General features: G+C 52.8%; 20 protein-coding genes, 1 tRNA gene and 2 pseudogenes. 8 read left to right on the forward strand and 15 right to left on the reverse strand.

All coding sequences use genetic code 11. From position 1 onward, the window contains the following. Positions 1-21: 21 nt before the first annotated feature. Positions 22-1158, reverse strand: a complete 1137-nt coding sequence (pdxB, locus tag OGY72_RS11370) for a 4-phosphoerythronate dehydrogenase PdxB (protein WP_148361700.1) — start codon at positions 1156-1158, stop codon at positions 22-24. A gap of 108 nt (positions 1159-1266) precedes the next feature. Between pdxB and flk the strand changes: the two genes are divergently transcribed. Further along, positions 1267-2268, forward strand: a complete 1002-nt coding sequence (gene flk, locus OGY72_RS11375; protein WP_286547776.1) for a flagella biosynthesis regulator Flk — start codon at positions 1267-1269, stop codon at positions 2266-2268. On the opposite strand, the gene OGY72_RS11380 is transcribed toward flk, so the two are convergent. Then, positions 2265-3443: an MFS transporter gene (locus tag OGY72_RS11380; RefSeq protein ID WP_003834805.1), complete on the reverse strand. Its 1179-nt coding sequence runs from the start codon at positions 3441-3443 to the stop codon at positions 2265-2267. The genes flk and OGY72_RS11380 overlap by 4 nt on opposite strands. A 214-nt stretch (positions 3444-3657) precedes the next feature. Continuing rightward, a complete protein-coding gene (gene fabB / locus OGY72_RS11385) occupies positions 3658-4872 on the reverse strand; it encodes a beta-ketoacyl-ACP synthase I (RefSeq protein WP_003834815.1) in 1215 nt (404 codons plus the stop codon). A 159-nt stretch (positions 4873-5031) separates the two neighbouring features. Here fabB and mnmC point away from each other — a divergent pair, with 159 nt between their 5' ends. Next, positions 5032-7032: a bifunctional tRNA (5-methylaminomethyl-2-thiouridine)(34)-methyltransferase MnmC2/FAD-dependent 5-carboxymethylaminomethyl-2-thiouridine(34) oxidoreductase MnmC1 gene (gene mnmC / locus OGY72_RS11390; protein WP_286547774.1), complete on the forward strand. Its 2001-nt coding sequence runs from the start codon at positions 5032-5034 to the stop codon at positions 7030-7032. A 111-nt stretch (positions 7033-7143) separates the two neighbouring features. On the opposite strand, the gene OGY72_RS11395 is transcribed toward mnmC, so the two are convergent. From OGY72_RS11395 to prmB, 6 genes are read right to left on the reverse strand one after another with little or no spacing between them, the layout of a single operon-like run. Further along, the gene (locus OGY72_RS11395) at positions 7144-7422 is read right to left on the reverse strand and encodes a YfcL family protein (RefSeq protein ID WP_079939927.1); all 279 of its coding nucleotides are present in this window, start codon (positions 7420-7422) and stop codon (positions 7144-7146) included. A 32-nt stretch (positions 7423-7454) separates the two neighbouring features. Beyond that, on the reverse strand, positions 7455-8003 hold the full coding sequence (locus OGY72_RS11400; RefSeq protein WP_003834819.1) for an elongation factor P hydroxylase: 549 nt from the start codon (positions 8001-8003) through the stop codon (positions 7455-7457). Beyond that, entirely contained in the window at positions 8003-8812 is an 810-nt protein-coding gene (locus tag OGY72_RS11405; RefSeq protein ID WP_003834821.1) for a sulfite exporter TauE/SafE family protein, read from the reverse strand. The genes OGY72_RS11400 and OGY72_RS11405 overlap by 1 nt, the downstream gene beginning before the upstream one ends. Continuing rightward, on the reverse strand, positions 8812-9636 hold the full coding sequence (gene mepA, locus OGY72_RS11410) for a penicillin-insensitive murein endopeptidase (protein WP_003834823.1): 825 nt from the start codon (positions 9634-9636) through the stop codon (positions 8812-8814). Before mepA ends, OGY72_RS11405 begins: the two co-directional genes overlap by 1 nt. Before the next feature lie 3 nt (positions 9637-9639). Then, positions 9640-10725 (reverse strand): chorismate synthase, encoded by a 1086-nt coding sequence (gene aroC / locus OGY72_RS11415; RefSeq protein WP_191236126.1) that lies wholly within the window; start codon positions 10723-10725, stop codon positions 9640-9642. Between the two features lie 39 nt (positions 10726-10764). After that, positions 10765-11697 (reverse strand): 50S ribosomal protein L3 N(5)-glutamine methyltransferase, encoded by a 933-nt coding sequence (gene prmB / locus OGY72_RS11420; RefSeq protein WP_003834827.1) that lies wholly within the window; start codon positions 11695-11697, stop codon positions 10765-10767. Between the two features lie 166 nt (positions 11698-11863). Between prmB and smrB the strand changes: the two genes are divergently transcribed. Then, positions 11864-12415: an endonuclease SmrB gene (smrB, locus tag OGY72_RS11425; protein ID WP_003839296.1), complete on the forward strand. Its 552-nt coding sequence runs from the start codon at positions 11864-11866 to the stop codon at positions 12413-12415. Between the two features lie 74 nt (positions 12416-12489). Here the strand turns inward: smrB and sixA are convergent, their stop codons facing one another. From sixA to OGY72_RS11445, 4 genes are all read right to left on the reverse strand, one after another. Beyond that, a complete protein-coding gene (sixA, locus tag OGY72_RS11430) occupies positions 12490-12975 on the reverse strand; it encodes a phosphohistidine phosphatase SixA (RefSeq protein ID WP_003028179.1) in 486 nt (161 codons plus the stop codon). Positions 12976-13183: 208 nt separating this feature from the next. Beyond that, on the reverse strand, positions 13184-15331 hold the full coding sequence (gene fadJ / locus OGY72_RS11435) for a fatty acid oxidation complex subunit alpha FadJ (RefSeq protein WP_286547775.1): 2148 nt from the start codon (positions 15329-15331) through the stop codon (positions 13184-13186). After that, the gene (fadI, locus tag OGY72_RS11440) at positions 15331-16641 is read right to left on the reverse strand and encodes an acetyl-CoA C-acyltransferase FadI (RefSeq protein ID WP_198579373.1); all 1311 of its coding nucleotides are present in this window, start codon (positions 16639-16641) and stop codon (positions 15331-15333) included. Before fadI ends, fadJ begins: the two co-directional genes overlap by 1 nt. 177 nt (positions 16642-16818) lie before the next feature. Continuing rightward, entirely contained in the window at positions 16819-17103 is a 285-nt protein-coding gene (locus OGY72_RS11445; RefSeq protein ID WP_003834838.1) for a YfcZ/YiiS family protein, read from the reverse strand. A 371-nt stretch (positions 17104-17474) separates the two neighbouring features. Between OGY72_RS11445 and fadL the strand changes: the two genes are divergently transcribed. After that, positions 17475-18755: a long-chain fatty acid transporter FadL gene (gene fadL, locus OGY72_RS11450; protein WP_003028188.1), complete on the forward strand. Its 1281-nt coding sequence runs from the start codon at positions 17475-17477 to the stop codon at positions 18753-18755. Positions 18756-18814: 59 nt separating this feature from the next. Here the strand turns inward: fadL and mlaA are convergent, their stop codons facing one another. After that, positions 18815-19570: a phospholipid-binding lipoprotein MlaA gene (mlaA, locus tag OGY72_RS11455; protein WP_003028190.1), complete on the reverse strand. Its 756-nt coding sequence runs from the start codon at positions 19568-19570 to the stop codon at positions 18815-18817. A gap of 288 nt (positions 19571-19858) precedes the next feature. Between mlaA and OGY72_RS11460 the strand changes: the two genes are divergently transcribed. From OGY72_RS11460 to OGY72_RS11470, 3 genes and pseudogenes are all read left to right on the forward strand, one after another. Further along, positions 19859-20800, forward strand: coding sequence for a formate/nitrite transporter family protein (locus OGY72_RS11460; protein ID WP_125112645.1), 942 nt, complete (start codon positions 19859-19861; stop codon positions 20798-20800). 75 nt (positions 20801-20875) lie between these two features. Further along, positions 20876-20950 (forward strand) — tRNA-Arg (locus OGY72_RS11465). 188 nt (positions 20951-21138) lie between these two features. Beyond that, positions 21139-21909: pseudogene (locus OGY72_RS11470) on the forward strand (tyrosine-type recombinase/integrase); the annotation flags it as partial. Positions 21910-21992: 83 nt separating this feature from the next. Here the strand turns inward: OGY72_RS11470 and OGY72_RS11475 are convergent. Next, a pseudogene (locus tag OGY72_RS11475) lies at positions 21993-23094 on the reverse strand (IS3 family transposase). A 224-nt stretch (positions 23095-23318) separates the two neighbouring features. On the opposite strand from OGY72_RS11475, the gene OGY72_RS11480 reads away from it, so the two are divergent. Next, the gene (locus tag OGY72_RS11480) at positions 23319-24299 is read left to right on the forward strand and encodes an IS5-like element ISKpn26 family transposase (protein ID WP_000019450.1); all 981 of its coding nucleotides are present in this window, start codon (positions 23319-23321) and stop codon (positions 24297-24299) included. Positions 24300-24446: the final 147 nt, after the last annotated feature.

A 24446-nucleotide genomic window follows, 5' to 3' on the forward strand; every position in this document is an offset into this window, starting at 1 on the left:
ACAGGGAGCATTAAGAAGACATTAATGTGCCGGATGATGAACAGCGTTAAAACCCAGCTTACACAATAAGGCAGCAGCCGTTGCGTCGTCACACATCACATATAAAGACGACCATTCACGACGTTCAAGGTAATTTTTACGCAGTTTATCAAACTCACCCGGAATTCCAGCGACTTTACGCAACGGCGCATCATCGCGGCGCACATCATACACTAAATGCACGAGCCTTTTCAGCGTTGGCTGATCTAACGGGCCATGCAGGGTAATACGACCAAATTCCGGCGCAGGTAACAGGGTACTGAGCGCAACGTGCTGCTCGTGACCAATAAACTTACTATAGGCCTCAAAGACCTGCGTGGTACCACGCGCTTTTCCTTCGAGGGTATACCCGGCAATGTGCGCCGTACCGATATCAGCTTTCTCCAGCAACGCCACATTGAGATCCGGCTCTCCTTCCCAGACATCCAGCACAACACTCAGCGACTGACCGGCATTCAATCGGTTCAGCAATGCCGTATTGTCGATGACCGGCCCACGGCAGGCGTTGATCAGAATAGTGCCCGGCTTCAACCGGCTAATCAGCGCGTCATCCGCCATGTGCAACGTTTTGTACGGCCCGTCTTTAAACAGCGGCGTATGGAAAGTCAGCACATCGGCTTGCTCTACCAGTTCATCCAGCGAGCAGAAATTGCCTTCATCACCGCGATCGGCTCGCGGTGGATCGCACAGCAGCGTGCGGATCCCCAGCGCTTCCAGACGCGCCTGCAAACGCCCGCCCACGTTGCCTACACCCACAATGCCCACGGTGCGATCGCGTAACTCAAACCCGTCGCGCTCCGCCAGCATCAGCAACGCTGAAAAAACATATTCTACGACCGCTATCGCGTTACAGCCGGGTGCGGCGGAAAAACCGATCCCCGACTGCGCAAGCCAGGCGTCATCCACATGGTCTGTGCCAGCGGTTGCCGTGCCGACAAATTTAACCGATTTTCCGCCAAGCAGTGATTCATTTACTTTCGTCACCGAGCGCACCATTAAGGCATCCGCATCATCCAGTTCGGCAACGGGAATCGGACGACCAGGAACCGCTTTGACCTCCCCCAAACGACTGAACAGTTCGCGGGCATAGGGCATATTTTCATCAACGAGGATTTTCACGTCTTTCGCACCTGTTTGAGAACGAGAGTTAACCGGGCAAGTGTGCCATAATCTTGCCGCCAGGCATACTGCGAGACCTGGTCAGCACAGATTTAAGGAACAGAGATGATGCAGCCCATTTCAGGTACGCCCGCACGCCCTCCCGGCGAAGGCCAAAATGCCCCTTCCGCTGCGGGTGAACAACCGTTATCCACACAACAACGTACTGTGCTGGAACGGCTAATTACCCGTTTGATTTCACTCACCCAGCAGCAAAGTGCTGAAGTGTGGGCCGGAATGAAGCACGATCTGGGCGTCAAAAGTGATACGCCGCTGCAGTCACGTCACTTTCCAGCCGCTGAGCAAAACCTTAACCAACGGCTGGGGGTTGCTCAGCAAAATCATGTTAATCGTCAGGTGCTTTCGCAGCTCACTGAATTACTGAGCCAGGGAAATAATCGCCAGGCAGTGAGTGATTTTATCCGTCAGCAGTATGGGCAAACGGCGCTCAGCCAGCTCACGCCTGAGCAGTTAAAGAACGTGCTCACGCTACTGCAACAGGGGCAGCTGTCGATACCGCAGCCACAGCAGCGCCCGGCCACCGATCGTCCATTGCTCCCCGCAGAGCACAATACGCTGAACCAGTTAGTTACCAAACTGGCGGCGGCCACGGGAGAATCCGGGAAGATGATCTGGCAGTCGATGCTGGAGTTGTCTGGCGTAAAAAGCGGTGAGCTGATCCCTGCCAAACAGTTTACGCACCTGGTCACCTGGCTGCAGGCGCGCCAGACGCTCAGCTTGCAAAGCGCCCCGACGCTACAAACGCTCCAGGCGGCGCTGAAGCTGCCATTAGAGCCGAATGAGCTGACAGCAATAAAAGAGTACGCACAGCAGACGTATCAGATCCAACCACAATCGATTCTGACCACGGTGCAGGTGCAGGACTTGCTCAATCAAATTTTCCTGCGGCGCGTGGAACGAGAACGCGAGCTCAGCGATCCGCGCCATCTGCAGCCCATTTACAGCCCGTTCGCGCCGATGATTGAAACGGTTAAATCTCTGTCGGCACGACCGGGACTGCTGTTTGTTGCGTTGATAATTGCGTTAACCATTTTCTGGCTGGTCACCTAACCTTTACGCAGCGTAAGCAACGTTACAATAATCCCCACCACGGCAGATATCGCCCCGGCAAGGAACACTGAGGGATAACCGTACGCGGTGGCCAGCACCCCGGCGACCGGACCGCTTATGCCGTAGGAGATATCCTGAAACGCGGCGTAACCGCCCAGCGCCGTACCGCGAACCTGCGCAGGCACTCGCTTCACCACTTCGACGCCCAAGGCCGGGAAGATAAGCGAACACCCGGCCCCGGTTAATGCCGCCCCGAGCAGCGCAATCCAGGCCGATGGGGCCTGCCACAGCAGAATCAGCCCTGCGGTTTCCACCAGCAAAGAGACAACGGCAACCTTCACGCCGCCGAAACGGTCCGGCATCCAGCCAAACAGAATGCGCATCAGCACAAACGCCCCACCAAACGCAGTCAGGGTGAACCCTGCCATCGTCCAGCCGTTGCTGACAAAATAGAGTGAAATAAACGTACCGATCACCGCAAAGCCAACGCCCTGCAGCGCCAGGCCCAGGCCCGGTTTCCAGATAAGCCCTACCACGCTCCATAACGAAGGACGTTCTCCTGCATGCGCAGGCACTTTGCGTACAGTGCCGTTGAATGCCCATGCCAGCAGCGGTAATACCATCGTCGTCCCGGCCAGCGCTGCGAAGCCAAAGTGGCTGTGGATCAACAGGCCCAACGGTGCACCGGCGGCCAGCGCGCCGTAAATCGCCATTCCGTTCCACGACATCACCTTACCGGAGCGTGTTGGGCCGACCAACCCCAACCCCCAGGTCAACGTTCCAGTGAGCAGTTGGCTTTCGCCAAAACCGAGGATCAAACGCCCGACGATTAACAACGCAAATTTTACAGGGACAGAAACTGGCAATAGCGCGGCTAAAAGCCACGCCGCGCCCGCCAGCCCACAGGCAAACATCCCCTGTAGCGCCGAGCGTTTAGCACCATATTGATCGGCTAAGCGCCCGGCGTAGCCGCGCGTTAATACCGTTGCCAGAAACTGTACGCCTACGGCGATACCGACCATGGTGTTGCCATAGCCCAGTTCCTGATGCACAAACAGAGGAATCACGGGCAAAGGTAGACCGACCGTCATATAGGTCAGGAAAACCGCAAAAGCGATACGAAACAGCGAAAAGTTCGCCGAAGGTGTTTTTTCTTGTTGGGTTACAGCTGTCATGCGTTACTCCAAAATGCAGAGTAAGGCGAGGAATGTCCACGCCCCCTCTACCTGACTATCAGGATTAAGGTGCGTTGGATAACGTTAAACGCTTACGCATTATCAAGAGGATAATGTTGAAGCTGGAGTCTGCCTGTAAACCAGATCGATTGTCAACGATATAAAAAAGGGAGCCATCAGGCTCCCCTTTGCATCTCATTTTGTGGACTTACACTTACAGCTTACGCATGACCAGCGTTGCGTTGGTGCCGCCAAAGCCGAAGCTGTTGGACATTACAGTAGTCAGCGCCTGCTCGGTCGGTTTGGTCACGATGTTCAGACCTGCCGCCTGCTCATCCAGCTCTTCAATGTTGATGCTCGGCGCGATAAAGCCGTGTTCCAGCATCAGCAGAGAGTAGATAGCTTCCTGCACACCAGCCGCACCCAGAGAGTGACCGGTCATGGCTTTAGTCGCAGAGATGGCCGGGCTGTTATCACCAAACACTTCACGGATTGCACCCAGCTCTTTCACGTCGCCTACCGGAGTAGAGGTACCGTGAGAGTTCAGGTAGTCGATCGGGGTGTCTACGCCGTGCATCGCCATCTGCATGCAACGTACTGCGCCTTCGCCAGACGGAGCAACCATGTCTGCGCCATCGGACGTTGCGCCGTAACCGACGATTTCCGCGTAGATATGCGCGCCACGTGCCAGCGCATGCTCCAGCTCTTCGACCACGACCATACCGCCACCACCAGCGATAACGAAACCGTCACGGTGTGCGTCATAGGTACGGGAAGCTTTGGATGGATCGTCGTTGTATTTAGTAGACAGCGCGCCCATTGCGTCGAATTCACACGCCATTTCCCAGCACAGCTCTTCGCCGCCGCCAGCAAAAACGATATCCTGTTTGCCCAGCTGAATTTGTTCTACCGCGTTACCGATACAGTGCGCAGATGTCGCACAGGCAGAGCTGATGGAGTAGTTTACGCCGTGGATTTTGAACGGCGTTGCGAGGCAGGCAGAAACGCCGGACGCCATCGCTTTGGTGACCACATACGGGCCAACCGCTTTCAGACCACGCGGGCTACGCATTGCGTCAGCACCGAACACCTGAAAACGCGGGGAGCCGCCGCCGGAACCTGCAATCAGGCCAACGCGCGGGTTGTTCTGGTAATCTTCTGCTGCAAGGCCGGCATCAGCCACTGCCTGTTCCATAGAAAGGAATGCATAGATGGATGCGTCGCTCATAAAGCGCACTACTTTGCGGTCAATGAGGCCAGTGGTATCCAGTTTTACGTTGCCCCAAACGTGGCTACGCATGCCGGAGTCCTTCAGCTCCTGAGAGAAAGTGATCCCTGAACGTCCTTCACGCAGAGATGCCAGGACTTCCTGCTGGTTATTACCGATGCTGGAAACGATGCCCAAGCCAGTAATCACTGCACGTTTCATTCAATACCTCTGTAAGTCGCACTATTTTAAAGTTTCGAGTGGCACAATAGCGTACACTTGTACGCCGAACAAGTCCGATCAGCCATTTAGTGTGGAAATTTGCGCAGCCAGGCACTCATCGCTAAGATCGGGGCACAGCCTGCCAGACGAGTAACTTACGTGAAACAATACGCTATACAACCTGCAAACCTTGAATTCAACGCTGAGGGTACACCTGTTTCCCGAGATTTTGACGATGTCTATTTTTCTAATGATAACGGGCTGGAAGAGACACGTTACGTCTTTCTCGGCGGGAATCATCTCGCCCAGCGATTCCCTGCGCATTCACGTCCCCTCTTCGTGGTGGCAGAAAGCGGGTTTGGCACCGGACTTAACTTCCTGACACTCTGGCAGGCATTTACCGATTTTCGCGATACCCATCCCGAAGCTACCCTGGAAAGATTACATTTCATCAGCTTTGAAAAATATCCACTGACGCGCGAAGATTTAACCTTAGCCCATCAGCACTGGCAAGAACTTGCCCCGTGGGCCACGGCGCTGCAAGAGCAATGGCCGCTGCCGCTGGCGGGATGCCATCGCCTGCTCCTTGATGAAGGACGTATCACGCTGGATCTGTGGTTTGGCGATATTAACGAACTGACCAGTAAGCTCGATGACTCCCTGAATCAAAAAGTGGATGCCTGGTTTCTGGACGGTTTCGCGCCTGCAAAAAATCCGGATATGTGGACGCCAACGCTGTTTAACGCAATGGCCCGTCTGGCTCGTCCCGGCGGTACGCTGGCAACCTTCACCTCAGCGGGCTTTGTGCGTCGGGGATTGCAGGAAGCCGGATTTACGATGCAAAAATGCAAAGGCTTTGGTCGCAAACGCGAAATGCTCTGTGGCGTAATGGAACAGACGCTGACGCTCCCCTCCTCGGCGCCGTGGTTTGCACGTACCGGAACAGATAAACGCGAAGCCGCCATTATTGGCGGGGGGATTGCCAGCGCATTGCTGTCGTTGGCGTTACTGCGTCGCGGTTGGCAGGTCACTCTCTATTGCGCCGACGATAACCCAGCCGGGGGTGCATCCGGCAATCGCCAGGGCGCGCTTTATCCGCTACTCAGCAAGCATGACGCGGCCATTAATCTCTTTTTCCCCACCGCGTTTACCTTCGCTCGTCGACTGTATGACGCCCTCCCCGTTGAGTTCGCGCATGACTGGTGCGGTGTGACACAACTGGCGTGGGATGAAAAAAGCCAGCAAAAAATCGACCAAATGCTGTCCCTTGAATTGCCTGATGCGCTCGCCATCAGCGTTAACGCAGAGCAGGTTTTACAAACGACCGGCGTAGAAACCGGATGCGGCGGCATTCAGTACCCTGCCGGAGGATGGCTGTGTCCGGCACAGTTAACCGCCGCCGTATTCGACTACGCCGCAACGCTGGGATTACGCACCCGGTATCAACATACGCTGGCCTCGCTGTCTCGGCAGACAGAACACTGGCAATTGACGTTTGCCAGTGGCGACACCGCCACTCACGCTGCTGTAGTTATGGCTAACGGGCATCGCATTAACGGCGTTGAGCAAACGCAGTCGCTTCCGGTGTACTCCGTAGGCGGTCAGGTGAGTCACATTCCTACCACGCCTTCGCTTTCAGCGCTGCGTCAGGTGCTGTGCTATGACGGCTACCTCACGCCACACAACCCGCAAAACCAGCAGCACTGCATTGGCGCCAGCTATCATCGCGGAAGTGAAGAAACGGTGTATCGCGCGGACGATCAGCAGCAAAACCGTCAGCGCTTAATAGATTGTTTCCCGAATGCCTCGTGGGCAAAAGAAGTAGACGTTAGTGGCAATGACGCCCGTTGTGGAGTGCGCTGCGCCACGCGCGATCACATGCCGATGGTCGGCAACGTCGCGGATTATGACGCCACGCTCAGCCAGTATGCCACTCTTACCGAAGACAAAGAGCACGCCGTAAACGCCCCGGTGTATTCCGATTTATTTATGTTAGGTGCGCTGGGCTCGCGCGGGCTGTGTACTGCCCCGCTATGTGCAGAAATTCTGGCATCTCAAATGAGCGATGAACCTATCCCTATGGATGCCAGCACGCTGGCGGCGCTGAATCCGAATCGTCTGTGGGTAAGGAAGTTACTGAAGGGTAAAGCGGTGAAGTAAGATACCATCTCATTATTGCCTGATGGCGCTACGCTTATCAGACCTACCTTCTCCCGTCCACGTAGGCCGGATAAGACGCCTTCGCGTCGCCATCCGGCCAATCCGCTGCAATTATTGTTTTGTTGCCTTCTGGAACAGTGTGTCCCACATCTCTTTCACTAACGCCTGGTCACGCGGCGAGAGTTCGCCTGCGCTGATGGCTTTTTCCAGACTGCTGGTCACATTGGCGTACAATGCCTCAGCGGAATGGTCCTCGCCAGCATCCAGCTCAGCCACAGCCAGCGTCAGGTGCCCACGCAAATAGCCACTGGCAAACAACTCATCATCGCTGGCGTGCTCTACCATATCGTCGATTAATGCCAGAATGCGTGATTCAAACTCCGCGATCATCTTATTTCCTCATTGTAAACGTGGCAGCGGCTTCAGTTGAGCGCTTCGGGCCACGGGAATTGTTCCGCCGTAAGTTCAGGCGTGTGATAATAATTCTGTAACGCGTTAATGAAACGCGCCGGACGTTCAGGGATCCCTTTTTCCAGGTACTCCATCACCTGAGCATGAACACGGCGCTGGAATACCACGCGATCCGGTTCAAAGTCCCCCTCCAGATTGTCGCAACTGACGTTAAACGGGTAGCCCGCCGCCATGCAAAACAACCAGTCAAACGCCTGCGGCTTCACTTCCACATCTTCAAACTGGCATTGTGTCTTCGCGTCGCGTCCGTCCGGGCAGTACCAGTAACCGAAATCGACCAGCTCACGACGTGCTTTCCCGGCGATGCACCAGTGTGAAATTTCGTGTAACGCACTGGCGTAATAACCATGCGCAAAAACGATACGGTGATACGGTAATTCCGCATCCGCTGGAAGATAGATCGGTTCGTCGTCGCCTTTAATCAGACGGGTATTAAATTCATCGGCAAAGCAGCCGTTAAAAATCTCAATTAACTGTTCGTAGTGATGCGTATTATTCATTAGTTCATCCCCAGCCAGTGGAGAATCTCCTGTCCATGATTATCATAAAGTAGCTTGGCGCTCATCACGGCGGAGACAATAACGATCATTGGCCGAATAAGTTTTTGTCCTTTGCTGAGTACCAGTCGAGAGCCCATCCGTGCGCCAATAAACTGGCCAATGAGCATCACAAAACCTGTCGCCCAAATCACTTTGCCGCCGAGAGCAAACAGCAACAACCCGCCGATATTCGAGGTGGCATTTAATACTTTGGCGTGGGCCGTCGATTTCGCCAGGTTGTATCCGCACAGCATGACAAAAGCCAGCGCGTAGAACGACCCCGCCGCCGGACCAAAAAAGCCATCGTAAAAGCCGACGCAGCCTCCGGCCACCAGCGCGAAAGGCAAACCGTGCAGTCGGCGCTGTCGGTCCTCTTCCCCGATTTTCGGCATCAACAGAAAGTAAAGGCCAATACAGATAACCAATACTGGCAGGATCTGGCGCAGAACATCTGACTGCACGTGTTGAACCAACAGCGCGCCACTCATTGAGCCGATAAAGGTCATGAAGATATTGAGCTTCTGATCCGCCAGATTAACCACACCCCGACGAATAAAATAGAGGGAGGAAGAGATAGATCCCCCGCAGGCTTGCAGCTTATTGGTCGCCAGCGCTTGCGCAGGTGGCATCCCGGCCGCCATCAATGCCGGGATGGTGAGTAGACCACCGCCTCCGGCCAGAGAATCAATAAAACCTGCCAGCATCGCCACAAAAAAAAGCACACCTAACAGCAGTGGCGACACCATAAACAGAGAGGCAAAATGATCCATTAGAGTACATGCTCGTCCAGTAGCGCCTGGCAGGAAGGCGGCAACGGTGGCGGTGTCTTCTTCTCAGGCTTGGTGGTTCCAGGTTTTGGAGGTTCGAACCAGCTTTGCAGCTCTGCGCCACAGCCGTCACCTGGTGGCGGTAACGGTTGATCTTCACACTCAAGGCTGTCGGCAGGGCAACGTAACCGCACGTGCATATGCGCACGATGCTGGAACCACGGCCGCACTTTACGCAACCAGTCCCTGTCGGTCCCTGCATCCAGACAAAGTTGTTGCTTAATCGCCGGATTCACGAAAATACGCGTTACTTCATTATCTTTTGCAGCCAGCCTGATCAGGCTGAAAATCTCCGGTTTCCACAGTGACGGCACAACACGTTTGCCATCCTGTGAGACCAGATCTAACGCCTGCGGCCGCAGCAGTTGCGACTGGGTCCAGCGCGTTTTCGGCAGTTGCAGGAAAATATCCACATCCAGTCCCGTCTGGTGGCTGGCGTGACCGCCATTGAATCGCCCACCGGCCGGCATACCCATATCGCCGATTAACACCGTGCCCAGCCCCTGACTATTGGCCTGATTACTCAGACGCTGGATAAACCTCACCAGATCCGGATGGCCAAAGTAACGACGCTGATCGGTGCGCATCACCTGATAGTGTTCTGACTGGACAGGCAGCGTATCTGCGCCAACAATACAGCCATTGGAAAACGCGCCGATAGACTGCGCGCTGCCCGCAACCGGATGGGTAATTTTCTGCCAGGGCGTCGCCGCCAGACAGGCGGTACTGGCAAACAGAGCCAGCGCCGCAAGTGCCGTTTTTTTCATCTCTTACCAGTGTGGAATATCGGTCTTCACGTCCGCATTTTGCGCCCGCTGACGCAGCAGGTGATCCATCAATACGATCGCCAGCATCGCCTCGGCGATCGGTACGGCGCGGATCCCTACGCACGGATCGTGGCGACCTTTAGTGATCATTTCGACTTCTTCTCCAAAGCGGTTAATAGTGCGCCCAGGAACGGTAATACTGGACGTCGGTTTCAGCGCCATATGAGCAATGATTTGTTGCCCGCTGCTGATCCCGCCCAGAATGCCGCCCGCATGGTTACTCTGGAAACCTTCTTTGGTGATTTCGTCACGGTTCTGACTGCCGCGCAGCGCAACAACGTCAAATCCATCGCCAATCTCAACGCCCTTAACGGCGTTAATGCTCATCAGCGCATGGGCGATGTCGGCATCCAGGCGGTCGAATACAGGTTCGCCGAGACCCGCAGGTACACCGCGTGCAACAACGGTCACCTTAGCTCCGATGGAGTCACCTTCTTTCTTCAACCCGCGCATCAGTTCGTCCAGCGCTTCGAGTTTATCCGGGTCCGGGCAAAAGAACGGGTTAAGTTCCACCTGGGACCAGTCTTTAATCTCCAGCGGAATATCACCCATCTGCGTCAGGCAGCCGCGGATCTCAACGCCGAATTTTTCCGCCAGATATTTTTTGGCAATCGCTCCGGCCGCCACGCGCATCGCTGTTTCACGTGCGGATGAACGTCCGCCGCCACGGTAGTCGCGCAGGCCATATTTTTGCTCATAGGTATAGTCGGCGTGTCCCGGACGAAAAACGTCCTTAATCGCGCCGTAATCCTGTGAACGCTGATCGGTATTTTCGATCAGCAGGCCAATGCTGGTGCCTGTGGTAACGCCCTCGAACACCCCGGAGAGGATTTTCACCTGATCCGGCTCACGACGCTGCGTAGTGTAGCGCGATGTGCCCGGACGGCGTCTGTCGAGATCGTGCTGCAGGTCAGCTTCTGTCAGAGAAATGCCCGGCGGAACACCATCGACAATACAACCGAGCGCCAGCCCGTGTGATTCGCCGAAAGTGGTTACGCGAAAGAGTTGCCCAATTGTGTTTCCTGCCATCACGGCTCCGTTATGCGTGTTGTGTATGTGCGCGTGTAATTAGTCTTTATAAATGCTGAAGTGCTCGCGAGCAGCAACTAACTGCTCTTTGGTCAGCATGAATACGCCGTCACCGCCGTTGTCAAACTCCAGCCAAGTGAACGGTACATCCGGATATTGCTCCATCAGATGTACCATGCTGTTTCCGACTTCACAAATCAGAATACCGTTATCTGACAGGTAGTCCGGGGCGTTCCCCAGAATGCGGCGGGTAAGTTTCAGCCCATCGCTGCCGGACGCCAGACCCAGCTCAGGTTCGTGACGATATTCGTTTGGCAGATCGGACATATCTTCCGCATCGACATACGGCGGGTTGGTCACAATCAAGTCATACTGGACTTTCAGCAGATCGCGGAACAGATCGGAACGGATCGGCGTGACGTGATGGATCAGACCGTGTTCTTCAATATTGTGTTCAGTCACCGCCAGCGCGTCAGTGGAAATATCCACCGCATCGACTTCGGCTTCCGGGAAGGCATACGCACAGGCAATGGCGATACAGCCGCTGCCGGTACACATATCGAGGATATGCTGCGGCTGCTCATTGATAAGGCCCGCAAAGCGGTTATTGATAAGCTCGCCAATCGGTGAACGCGGAACCAGCACGCGTTCATCAACATAGAACTCATGCCCGCAGAACCAGGCCTTGTTGGTCAGATAAGCAACCGGAATGCGCTCGTTGACGCGGCGAATCACGCGTTCAACAATACGATGACGCTCGCTGGATGTCAGACGTGCGGTACGCATATCTTCTGGAATATCCAGCGGCAAATAAAGTGACGGCAGCACCAGTTGTACAGCCTCGTCCCATGGGTTATCCGTGCCATGGCCATACCAGATGTTCGCCGCGCTAAAACGGCTGACCGCCCAACGCAACATGTCCTGAATGGTATGCAGTTCACTCACTGCTTCATCGACGAAAATTTTATCCACGTATTCCTCCAGGGCATGCTCGTATTAATTTCGGCGGCTAGTTTGCCACGAAGACGGCGATAAATCAGCATTCACACGGGGCCTGAGCGCGAAAATTGCGTTTTAAGCGATCGGATGCCCGCCGAGTCGGGTTAAACTAACGGAAAATAAAAGTTGAGACTCTCGAATGAAAAAGAAAACATCGCTCAGCGAGGAGGATCAGACGCTGTTTCGCCAGCTGATGACCGGCACGCGTAAAATTAAACAGGACACCATTGTTCACCGACCTCCACGTAAAAAAATTGCCGAGGTTCCGGTTAAAAGGCTGCTACAGGAGCAGGCTGATGCCAGCCACTATTTCTCGGATGAGTTTCAGCCGCTGCTGAATACGGACGGCCCGGTAAGATACCTGCGCGCCGACGTCAGCCATTTCGAACTGAAGAAAATGCGCCGTGGCGATTACTCTCCGGAGCTGTTTCTCGATCTGCATGGGCTGACCCAGCAACAGGCTAAACAAGAGTTAGGCGCGCTGATTGCCGCCTGTCGCCGTGAGCATGTGTTTTGCGCCTGCGTGATGCATGGCCACGGAAAACATATTCTGAAACAGCAGACGCCGCTCTGGCTGGCCCAGCATCCGCACGTAATGGCCTTTCATCAGGCACCGAAGGAGTACGGTGGCGACGCCGCGCTGCTGGTGCTGATTGAAGTGGAAGAGTGGCTACCGCCCGAACTTCCGTGATGCAGAAAGACAAAAAGAGCCGCATTTGCGGCTCTTTGATTTTCCGGGTGGCTGCTGCGCCTTATCCGGCCTGTTTAAATCGCTTTTGCCATTTTCAGGTTACACGGGCTCATTTGCCAGTTAAAAGTACCCTTCCCGCTCTCATCAAGCGTAACGCTGGCAATCGCTGATGTGGTAAACATCGGCGGTGTTTCACCTGGGCAAAGCTCAGACACCAGATATCCCACTAAAGGCAAGTGAGAGATAACCAGTGCGGTGGCGATACCTTCATTGGCCAGAGCCTGTAAATAGGCGCTGACCAGACCGACATCGCCGCAGGGAGTCAGCTCCGGCAAAACATCCACACCGGTTGGCAGGTTCATACACTCCCCCACCACATCCAGCGTTTGTTCGGCTCGTAGGAACGGGCTCACCAGAACACGTTCGATATCCACTTTTTGACCTTTCAGCCAGTTCGCCATCAGGCGAGATTCGTCACAACCACAGGAGGTTAAGGGACGAACCGAATCACTGGCGGCATCGAGGGCCGCGTCGCCGTGACGCATGATAAAAACTTGCATATTGCACCGCTTTTGTTAACCAGAATCACCACTACCTTTATTCACAGCCCCTATTGGCTGTGGTAACGATATGGTGGCCGGCATTGTGCCTTATCCATTCACCGAATGAAACGCTGTTTTTTACCTCAACGGCGTAAGTATAGTCAATCTCTGTTTACATTTTGAGCGCGACCCATACATTCAGTGCGGATTCATCCTACCTTTGACCTCATGAATTCAGGTCAGTTTCCCCAATATTCCAGAATCTTTCACTGCGTTCCGCCATCTGCAATAACTGCTCACACGGTGTAAACCGCGAGCCGTACTGCGTGGTCAGCCGTTGCAGAACCGCAACCACTTCACCCGCGCCGAGAGAATCCATATACCGGAACGGGCCGCCGAGGAATGGCGGAAAACCAATACCAAATACAGCGCCGATGTCGCCATCACGTGCGCTGCGGACTATCTTCTCGTCGAAACAACGAGCTGCTTCATTGAGCATTAACATGACGCACCGCTCTGCTACCTGCGCGGCGGTAAGTCGGCCCTGGCCCTGGACGCCAATAAGCGTATAAATTGCAGGGTCGACCTGTTTTTTGCTTTTACGCCCTTTCGCACCATAAAGATAGAAACCCCGACCATTTTTTCTACCTTTGCGATCGTCATTCAAAATTGAAGCAACAACATTTGCAGGCGCGCTAAAACGTTCTCCATATGCAGCTTCAAGCACTGGTATAATTTTAGTGCCCGTATCAATTCCGACCTCATCCAAAAGTTGGATTGGCCCGACCGGAAAACCAAACTTAACCAGCGCGGCGTCTATGGTTTCAACCCGCTCGCCTTCGGTCAACATACGAATCGCTTCGTTAATGTAAGGCGCTAAAATGCGGTTAACGTAAAAGCCAGCCTTATCTCTGACTACTATCGGCGTTTTGCCCTGTTTTTTCGCTAACTTAACGGTGGTTGCAATCGTCTGTTCAGAAGTCGTGGCATGTGGGATCACTTCGACCAATGGCATTTTTTCCACCGGACTAAAAAAGTGTAAACCAATCACTTGTTCAGGCCTGGCAGCATTCGCGGCAATATCGCCAATGGGCAAAGATGAGGTGTTAGAAGCAAAAATGGTGTGAGGTGCGCAATTTTGCTCAACTTCAGCCACCATCCGTTGTTTTAGCGACAGATCTTCAAACACGGCTTCAATAATCAAATCGCGATGCGCAAAGCCACGGTAGTCGATCGATCCCGAAATCAGCGCCAGTTGTTTATCGCGTTCACTGGCTTTGATATGACGGCGGCGAACCTTCGTTTCAAGCTGATCCCAGCTGTACTTCAGTGCATGGTTGATTCCCTTAGCATTTATATCTTTGATGCGCACAGGCAAGCCGCCTTTACAGGCCGTCACGTAGGCAATACCGCCGCCCATCAGGCCGCCGCCCAAAATACCTACGCTGTTTAGCGGGCCAGGTTTCGCATCACTTCCGGGATCTTTTTTCACATCGGTGTTGGCAAAAAAGATGTGCCGTAGCGCCTGAGACTGGGATGTCATCGCCAGTTCACCAAACGCGCGGGCCTCTGCGTCGTAACCGCTACTGCAGCCTTGCGCTAGCCCGGTTTCGATGACCTCAAGGATACGTTCTGTTGCAGGGTAGTTACCTTGCGTTTTTTGCACCGTCTTTTTACTGGCCATGCGGAACAACAGCGCCCGCCCCAGCGGCCCCGCCAACACTCGCTCTCTCACGGGCAGTGTTCGATGCGCAGAACTGTCCTTTTTAGCCAGTTCTACGGCCGCTTCCAGCAAAATGGAATGCGGTACAACTTCATCCACTAAACCAACTTTCAGCGCCTGTTTTGCGCGTAATTGTTTTCCGGTGAGGATCATATCCAGTGCAGTACTGACGCCAATCAGGCGCGGCAGCCGCTGCGTACCACCGGAGCCGGGCAACAAGCCAAGTTGTACTTCCGGTAAACCCAGAACGGTTTTAACATCATCGGTACAAATACGGTTGTGGCACGCCAGTGCCATCTCCAGGCCACCGCCGAGGCATGCGCCATGAATCGCGGCGATAACCGGGATCGGCAAGGCATTAATTTCCGCCATCATCTGCTGCCCCTGACGGGCCAGCGTTTCGGCTTCCTGCGCGCTACGACAACTACCAATCATGTTGATATCCGCCCCGGCAATGAAGTTATCGGGTTTAGCCGAAATAAACACCACGCCGCGCAATGCTTTGTTATCGCGGATTTGTTTCAGAATGGCCCGTACCTGAGAAGCAAACTCCGCTTTCAGGGTGTTCATTTTCTCTCCGGGCACATCAATGGTGACAACAGCAACGTTATCCAGACGTACGTTTAGTGTAAAAGCCGATGCCATTTCCATTATTCCGCCTCCAGAACCATGGCTGCACCCAAACCACCAGCTGCACAGGCGGTCACTAAACCAAAACCACCGCCACGACGTCGTAACTCATGTAGGGTTTGGGTGATCATGCGCGCACCGGTAGCGGCGAAGGGGTGTCCATAGGCAATCGATCCACCCAGCACGTTAAATTTACTGTCATCAACTTCGCCAGTGGCATGTGCTCTGCCCAGCACGTCGCGGGCAAAACGTTCGCTACCCAACAACTGAAGATTCGCCAGCGTTTGTGCGGCAAAAGCTTCATGCATGTCGATCAGGGTTAAATCTGCCATCGTCAGACCTGCTCTCTCCAGGGCTAGCGGCGTTGACCACGCTGGTCCCAGCAGCATGTCCTGCCAGACATCGATGGCGGTAAAAGCAAAACTACGCAGGTATCCCAGCGGCACCAGCCCCAACTCTTTCGCACGCGACTCCGTCATCATGATCACGGCGGCTGCGCCGTCAGTTAGCGGGGTGCTGTTCGCCGCGGTAACGGTGCCGTGCTTGCGGTCAAACGCCGGACGTAGTTTGGCGTAATCGGCCAGCGTAGAGTTACCGCGAATATTGTTATCTTCTGAAAAAGGATCTTTAAACGGTGGCGCGTAGGTAGTCATTACCTCATCTACCAGCTTTCCTTCAGCCCACGCCTGAGCGGCACGCTGATGAGAGCGGTGCGCCAGAGCATCCTGCTGTTCTCGGGTAATACCATAGGTTTTGGCCATTTGCTCAGCCGTATCCCCCATACGCAAACCAGTGGAATACTCGGCGACGGCTGGCGGCACAGGCATCAGGTCACGTAAACGCAGTCGGGAAAAGAGTTTAAGGCGTTGACCGGTTGTCCGGGCCTTATTGACATCCACCAGCACCCGCGCCAGCTTTTTACTAACGCCAATAGGCAAGACTGACGATGAGTCCGCACCACCCGCAATTCCCGCACGAATAGACCCCGCCATCAGGCTTTCCGCGACATTCGCCACTGCCTGAAAACTGGTCGCGCAGGCTCGGCTTACGCTATAAGCATCCGTATGCACATTCATGCCGGTTCCCAGCACGATTTCACGAGCAATATTTGGCGCTTCAGGCATTTGCACCACCTGACCAAAAACCAGTTGCTCAATCACATCAGCAGGTATTTCGCTGCGCGCCAGCAGCTCACCGACGACCATTTTTCCTAAATCAACGGCGGGAATGCCATGAAACGCGGTAGCCTGACGAGCAAATGGCGTACGCAATCCACTTACAATGGCAATACGGTCGCCCTGGCGGGTAACCAGCGGTAAAGCCTGACTCATAACACTCCCCTGTAAAAAAATAAAATAAGTGGTCTGACCTGATCATAGTCTTAACCAATTTTTTACATTTAGCCAAGCAGAGAGAAAAGAAAGTGGGAGCTAAGACACAGTGAATAATCACTGACAGTTACGAAAAAGCCCTTGCTATCAGATAGCAAGGGCTTTTGCAGAGGGGGATTAACGCAGGCCCAGCTGGAAGATCAGCGTTTCAGCTTCACAGGCAAAAACAAAGTCGATATCCAGACGCACACCTTCTGACTCTTCAGTAAAGGTCGAGGTGATTTGGCAAGGCTCAGATTCCACGCCACGCGCCTTTTCAGTCAGAGCGGCCAGCGTTTCTTCTGCCTCTGCGCGGTTCGCGAACACACGGCTGTAGGACGCGGTGCAATCGGAGTTGTCCATGATGGTGCCAACATCCATACAGCAGCAAACCGGGGTTTCATCAGCACTGCATTTACTCATTGTAGATTTCCTCTGTATTCGCACCTGAGGTGCCAGATAAACGATAGGGATATTTTACGCTCCCATTATTCGCCTCTCCAGTCGTTAATTGTATGAAATGCGATAAGTGACCGAAATCACACTTAAAAATGATCTAAAACAAAAATCGCCCAAACAGGTGAGTGCGCCCCCCCGCAATTTTGCCAGCTGGATCGCGTTTCTCTGATCAAATTTGAAAATATTTATAAACATACTTGCAACATTCCAGCTGGTCCGACCTATACTCACGCCACTGGTCTGATTTCTAAGTCGTACCTCAGACCCTACACTTCGCGCTCCTGTTACGGCATGTAACATTGTTTGTATAAAAATAAATCTATGAGGTTATGGTCATGAGCCAGAAAACCCTGTTTACAAAGTCTGCTCTCGCAGTCGCAGTGGCAATTATCTCCACACAGGCCTGGTCTGCAGGCTTTCAGTTAAACGAATTTTCTTCCTCTGGCCTTGGCCGGGCATATTCGGGTGAAGGCGCAATTGCAGATGATGCAGGTAACGCCAGTCGTAACCCGGCACTGATTATGATGTTCGATCGCCCTACTTTCTCAGCAGGTGCGGTGTATATCGATCCAGACGTTAATATTTCCGGTAAATCGCCATACACCGGACGCAGCACTGATGCGGACAACATCGCGCCTACGGCGTGGGTTCCCAATGCTCACTTCGTGATGCCTATCAACGAACAGTTTGGTTGGGGTGCTTCCGTTACCTCAAACTATGGCCTGGCTACCGAATTTAACGACAGCTACATCGTCGGTGAATACGGCGGTAAGACCGACCTTAAAACGGTCAACCTTAACCTGAGCGGCGCCTACCGTCTGAATGATAGCTGGAGCTTCGGTCTCGGTTTTAACGCCGTTTATGCTGATGCAAAAATTGAACGTTATTCTGGCGAGCAGACGGCTGCATTACCGAAGGTCAGCAACAAAATTGCCAGCCTGAAAGGGGACGAATGGGGCTACGGTTGGAACGCCGGGATTCTGTACGAACTGGATAAAAATAACCGTTATGGTTTAACGTACCGTTCTGAAGTTAAAATTGATTTTGATGGCGATTATAAGAGTGGCATCCGTACCCAGGCGAATGCTATACCTGGCGCTGGCACTACATTCCCATGGGGAACGACCAATGCCACTGTCCCGGGTTCTCTGACACTTAACCTTCCTGAAATGTGGGAATTGTCAGGTTATAACCGTATTGCACCACAGTGGGCTATCCACTACAGCATGGCCTATACCAGCTGGAGTCAGTTCCAGGAGCTGAAAGCCACAGGTTCCAATGGACAGACACTGTTCTATAAAGAAGAAGGCTTCAAAGATTCTTACCGCATTGCATTGGGTACGACTTACTATATGGATAAAAGCTGGACGTTCCGTACCGGTATTGCTTATGACGATAGCCCGGTTCCAGCAAGTAAGCGTTCCATCTCGATTCCGGATCAGGATCGCCTGTGGTTGAGTGCAGGTACAACTTATGCGTTCAATGACGATGCCTCTATCGACGTCGGTGTGTCTTACATGCACGGACAAAAAGTAACAGTGCAAGAAGGCAACTATACTTTCGACTCAGAAGGTAAAGCCTGGCTGTTTGGTACAAACTTCAACTACGCATTCTGATTTTCTTCAGACGTAAAAAAGGTGAGCTTTTTAGCTCACCTTTTTATTTGCCCAATTCCTTACTCAGAATCGATCTCTTTTAAATCATCCTGAATATCTTTCGCGTTCGGGTTTTCTTCTGGTTTGAGTTTCCCGCCGTTCGCAATAAAGTCATGACGCTGGAAGTAAGCTTCACGCACCATGATGTAAGGATCGGAAGACTGACGCAGCAGACCATCAGAGTCGAGCAATTGCGCGCGAGTTTCAATCCCTTCAACCGTCCATTTGCCTATCGACAACGGCCAGGTCAGCCAGGACAGTACCGGATACAGGGTATCGACCATATCGCCGCCGTCATCACGCAGCGTGAAACTACCGTAGAATGGAAGCTGCATATACGGTCCGTAACCAACATCATAGTGGCCTAACGTACTGCCAAAGCGGTGTGGTTCAACGCGCTGCAACTTCGGATTAGCCATACCTGCCACATCGATAAAGCCGCCCATACCTAACAGGGTATTCAGGAAGAAACGGGTAAAGTGCACCATCCCCTGATAAGGATCGCCTTGCAGGAAATAGTTGACCATGACGGCCGGCTCTTCAAGGTTCCCCGTAAAGTTGCTTAAACCATTACGCGCTGGCTGCGGAACATAATCTCGCCAGGCAACAGCTACGGGTCTAACAACGTATGGATCTAAAACATTAAAGTTGAAGTTGTACATGGTGCGGTTGAACCCTTCAAATGGATCCGAACGCCCCTGCTGTTCAGTACCGGAGCTCGCACACCCCACCAAAAGTGTGGTTCCCAGCGCAAGCGCCGACAGGCGAAGCTTCATAAGTGTCTCCCTGTGTTTTATGGCTATCGCTGATTGCCATCCATGACGGAACGATGACGTATCCGCCTGTTTAGATGTGAGCGATTGTAACAGCACGTCAAATGATGTCTATATACCCTGTCTTACTGATTTGATCATAGCCTGGTAATGCGCACTCCGCGGCGGTTCTATTCTAACTAACCCGATAAAAACAAACGTTACTATTTTTGCTATCTCAGACTTTCTCCCGCTGGTTTTCGGACAAAAGCCGCTACGCTTTAGCAATACGTGCTTATTCAGGATTCGGCTATGAATGACATCAAGAAAGATAAGATCGATCGACACAGCGACGAGCTCGAGGTGGAAAGCGATGAAAAGCTAACAGGGACAAAGATAGAGCTTGATGAGGACAGACTCCCCTCCCGCGCCATGGCAATCCATGAACATATTCGCCAGGATGGGGAGAAAGAGATGGAGCGTGACGCGATGGCGCTACTGTGGTCAGCCATCGCTGCAGGACTGTCGATGGGCGCCTCATTGCTGGCTAAAGGGATTTTTCACGTACAGCTGGAAGGCGTGCCAGGGGGATTTTTACTCGAGAACCTCGGTTATACCTTCGGCTTTATTATTGTCATTATGGCCCGCCAGCAACTCTTTACCGAAAATACCGTCACCGCTGTACTGCCGGTGATGCAAAACCCTACCCTCGGCAATTTTGGCCTGTTGATGCGCCTGTGGAGCGTGGTTCTGCTGGGTAATATTATTGGCACCGGGGTTGCCGCATGGGCGTTTGAACATATGCCGATTTTTGATGAAGAGACCCGCGATGCTTTTGTCAAAATTGGTATGGATGTGATGAAAAATACGCCAACAGAGATGTTTTCCAACGCCATCATTTCCGGCTGGTTAATTGCCACCATGGTGTGGATGTTTCCGGCTGCCGGGGCGGCAAAAATTGTGGTCATTATTCTGATGACCTGGCTGATTGCGTTAGGTGATACCACGCATATCGTCGTCGGCTCGGTGGAAATTCTCTATTTGGTCTTTAATGGCACGCTGCACTGGAGTGATTTTTTTTGGCCCTTTGCGCTACCAACGCTCGCCGGGAATATCTGTGGCGGAACGTTTATTTTCGCGCTGATGAGCCATGCGCAGATCCGCAATGATATGAGCAACAAACGCAAGGAAGAAGCTAGGTTGCAAGCAAAGCGTGATGAGCAAAAGCAGAAAAACCAGAAAAAACAGGCCTGAATGGTGACTGTTTGAGCAGTCGGGCGGCCTGAGACTTACCGTTGTGAGTAAAAAACGCTATACTCGTGCCGCTTCGTCCCCTTAGTTAAATGGATATAACGAGCCCCTCCTAAGGGCTAGTTGCAGGTTCGATTCCTGCAGGGGACACCATATACAACTCTCCTGACCTCTACCGAATTCAATAAAATCCCCTTATAATCAGTGATAAACCCTCTGCTCTGGCTGTGTGATATCAACCGATATCTACCCATCTCAACGTGAATCAATAAACGTTTGGGGGCCTTAGTGGGGGCTTATCCTGTTCAATGAAAAATGAGGCCCCCAAATGCCCTTAAATGCGCGTCAGGTCGAGACTGCAAAGCCCAGAGAAAAAGCTCTCATTCGGAACCTACCCCGACATCTCACTTGCTGAAGCTCGCACTAAGCGTGATGAAGCAAGAAAAACACTGGCGAATGACAAAGATCTCGGTGAAGTTAAAAAAGCCGAACTGCTTGCCCAAAAGCTCTCAGTGACAAACACTTTTGAAGCGATAGCCTTCGAGTGGTACAACGCGAAAGTCTTAGGCTGGTCAAAAAACTACGCAGACTATGTTAATCGTGGTTTCAAAAACAATGTTTTCCCTTTTATAGGCTCCCGACCTATTAATGAAATCAAGCCATTAGAGCTTCTATCCGTCCTTCAGCGCATGGAAAAACGCGGGGCTCCGGAGCTAGCCAGTAAAGTCCGCCAACGCTGCAGTGAAGTCTTTCGATACGCTATAGTCACAGGTCGAGCTGAATACAATCCAGCCGCAGATCTTGCCAGTGCATTGCAAGGATATGAAAAACATCATTATCCTTTTTTGAGCGCATCTGAATTGCCGGAGTTTTTACAGAAATTATCAAATTATTCAGGTAGTTTAATAACTCTACTCGCGACTCGTTTGTTGATGCTAACTGGGTTAAGAACAGTAGAGTTACGAATGGCTGAATGGTGCGAAATTGACTTCGAAAACAGCCTGTGGGAAATACCTAAAAACAGGATGAAGATGAAGCGAACACATCTCGTCCCGCTGTCCAGCCAGTCCCTGCAAGCCCTTCATCAACTGAAACAACTCACTGGAAGCTATTGTAAATAGACCCGTTTTAGTTCCAGGCATTTTTTGAGATCCCGGCCAAATTGATCCTGGCCCAAAATCAATGCAGTGCTAAATCAGAGATCTTCGTCTTTTTGCAGGCTCCGGATAAATTCAGCCGGAGTCATGTCATTTAATGATGAATGTGTCCTCTCATGATTATATTCTCTGCGCCACTTCTCGAGTTTATCCTGCGCATCTTCCAGCGACAGGAACCAGTGAATATTCAGGCATTCATCCCGCAGGCTGCCGTTAAATGACTCAATAAACGGGTTATCTGTCGGTTTTCCGGGGCGGGAGAAGTCCATCGTCACACCGTGTTCATACGCCCATTTATCCAGACTTTTCGAGATAAACTCGCTACCGTTATCTGTTTGAATACGTACCGGCAGGCGATTATCCAGCACCCGCAGTGCTTCCATTACCCGGACCACATCTTCACCCTTCAATGATTTTCCGGCATGGATCGCCAGGCATTCCCGACTAAAATTATCCACTACAGTCAGCGCCCGGAAGCGCCGTCCATTAAACAGACTATCCGACACGAAATCCATACTCCAGCACTGATCGATGTACGTCAGGGACGGACGCTGTTGACGGTGTGCCACACTGATTATGCCTGCGGGGACGTTTCCTGCGCAAATTCAGGCCTTCCAGACAATAAATCCGGTGTGTTTTCTTATAGTTAATTAGCCAACCTTCTCGTTGCAGCAGAACGTGAATGCGCGGACAACCGTAGCGTATTCGTGTTTCCGCAATTTCCTTGATGCGCAGCGTTATTGCCCGATCGTCACGCCGACTCTGCCAGTGGTAGACAGTTCTGCTCTGCATCAGCAATCCGCATCCCCGACGGACGCTGATACGGTATGCCTCTCGCAGGAAATGTACCGCCTGGCGCTTCTGAGCCGGCCTCAGAACTTTTGCTTCAGCACCTCCTGCAGCATCTCCTTGTCCAGACTCAGGTCAGCCACCAGTTTCTTCAGCCGCTGATTTTCATCCTCCAACTGCCGCAGACGCCGCAGCTCGGTCACGCCCAGACCGGCAAATTTTTTCTTCCAGTTATAAAAAAGTGGCCTCAGAAATACCCATCTTTCTGCAGACTTCCCCGACGCGGGTGCCGGTTTCGGCCTGTTTCAGTGCAAACGCAATCTGTTCTTCGGTATAACGGGTCTTTTTCATGGCAATGCGCCTCTCAGTGAGATGGAAGAAAGACCGCAGACTTCAGTTTAGCCTGGTACTGTTTTCAGGGAGAAGATCACCTATGTCAGATCAGGTTGTTGAGATATTCAAAATCTTGTAGCACATAACTGGTCAGTATTCACTTTGCTTCCCTAGGGAAGGTGCGAACAAGTTCCTGATATGAGATCATCATATTCATCCGGAGCGCATCCCAGAGGGACATCATGAGCCATCAACTCACCTTCGCCGATAGTGAATTCAGCACTAAGCGCCGTCAGACCCGAAAAGAGATTTTCCTCTCCCGCATGGAGCAGATTCTGCCATGGCAGAATATGACCGCTGTCATCGAGCCGTTTTATCCCAAGGCGGGCAATGGCCGACGGCCCTATCCGCTGGAGACCATGCTGCGTATTCACTGCATGCAGCATTGGTACAACCTGAGCGACGGTGCCATGGAAGATGCCCTGTACGAAATCGCCTCCATGCGCCTGTTTGCCCGATTATCCCTGGATAGCGCCCTGCCGGATCGCACCACCATCATGAATTTCCGCCACCTGCTCGAGCAGCATCAACTGGCCCGTCAATTGTTCAAGACCATCAATCGCTGGCTGGCCGAAGCAGGCGTCATGATGACCCAAGGCACTTTGGTGGATGCCACCATCATTGAGGCACCCAGCTCTACCAAGAACAAAGAGCAGCAACGCGATCCGGAGATGCATCAGACCAAGAAAGGCAATCAGTGGCACTTTGGCATGAAGGCCCACATTGGTGTCGATGCCAAGAGTGGCCTGACCCACAGCCTGGTCACCACCGCGGCCAACGAGCATGACCTCAATCAGCTGGGTAATCTGCTTCATGGAGAGGAGCAATTTGTCTCAGCCGATGCCGGCTACCAAGGAGCGCCACAGCGCGAGGAGCTGGCCGAGGTGGATGTGGACTGGCTGATCGCCGAGCGTCCCGGCAGGGTAAAAACCTTGAAGCAGCATCCGCGCAAGAACAAAACGGCCATCAACATCGAATACATGAAAGCCAGCATCCGTGCCAGGGTGGAGCACCCGTTTCGCATCATCAAGCGGCAGTTCGGCTTCGTGAAAGCCAGATACAAGGGGCTGCTGAAAAACGATAACCAACTGGCGATGTTATTCACCCTGGCCAACCTGTTTCGGGTGGACCAAATGATACGTCAGTGGGAGAGATCTCAGTAAAAACCGGAAATAACGCCAGAAATGGTGGAAAAAATAGCCTAAATAGGCTGATTCGATGTGTTTGCGGGAAAAAAATCGGCCCAGATCCGCGAAATTTTAATCAGCGAGTCAGCTTGGGAAGAAATGACCTGCTTATTCGCACCTTCC

The organism is Citrobacter sp. Cpo221, assembly GCF_030332345.1.
GTDB classification, from domain to species: Bacteria; Pseudomonadota; Gammaproteobacteria; order Enterobacterales; family Enterobacteriaceae; genus Citrobacter; species Citrobacter portucalensis.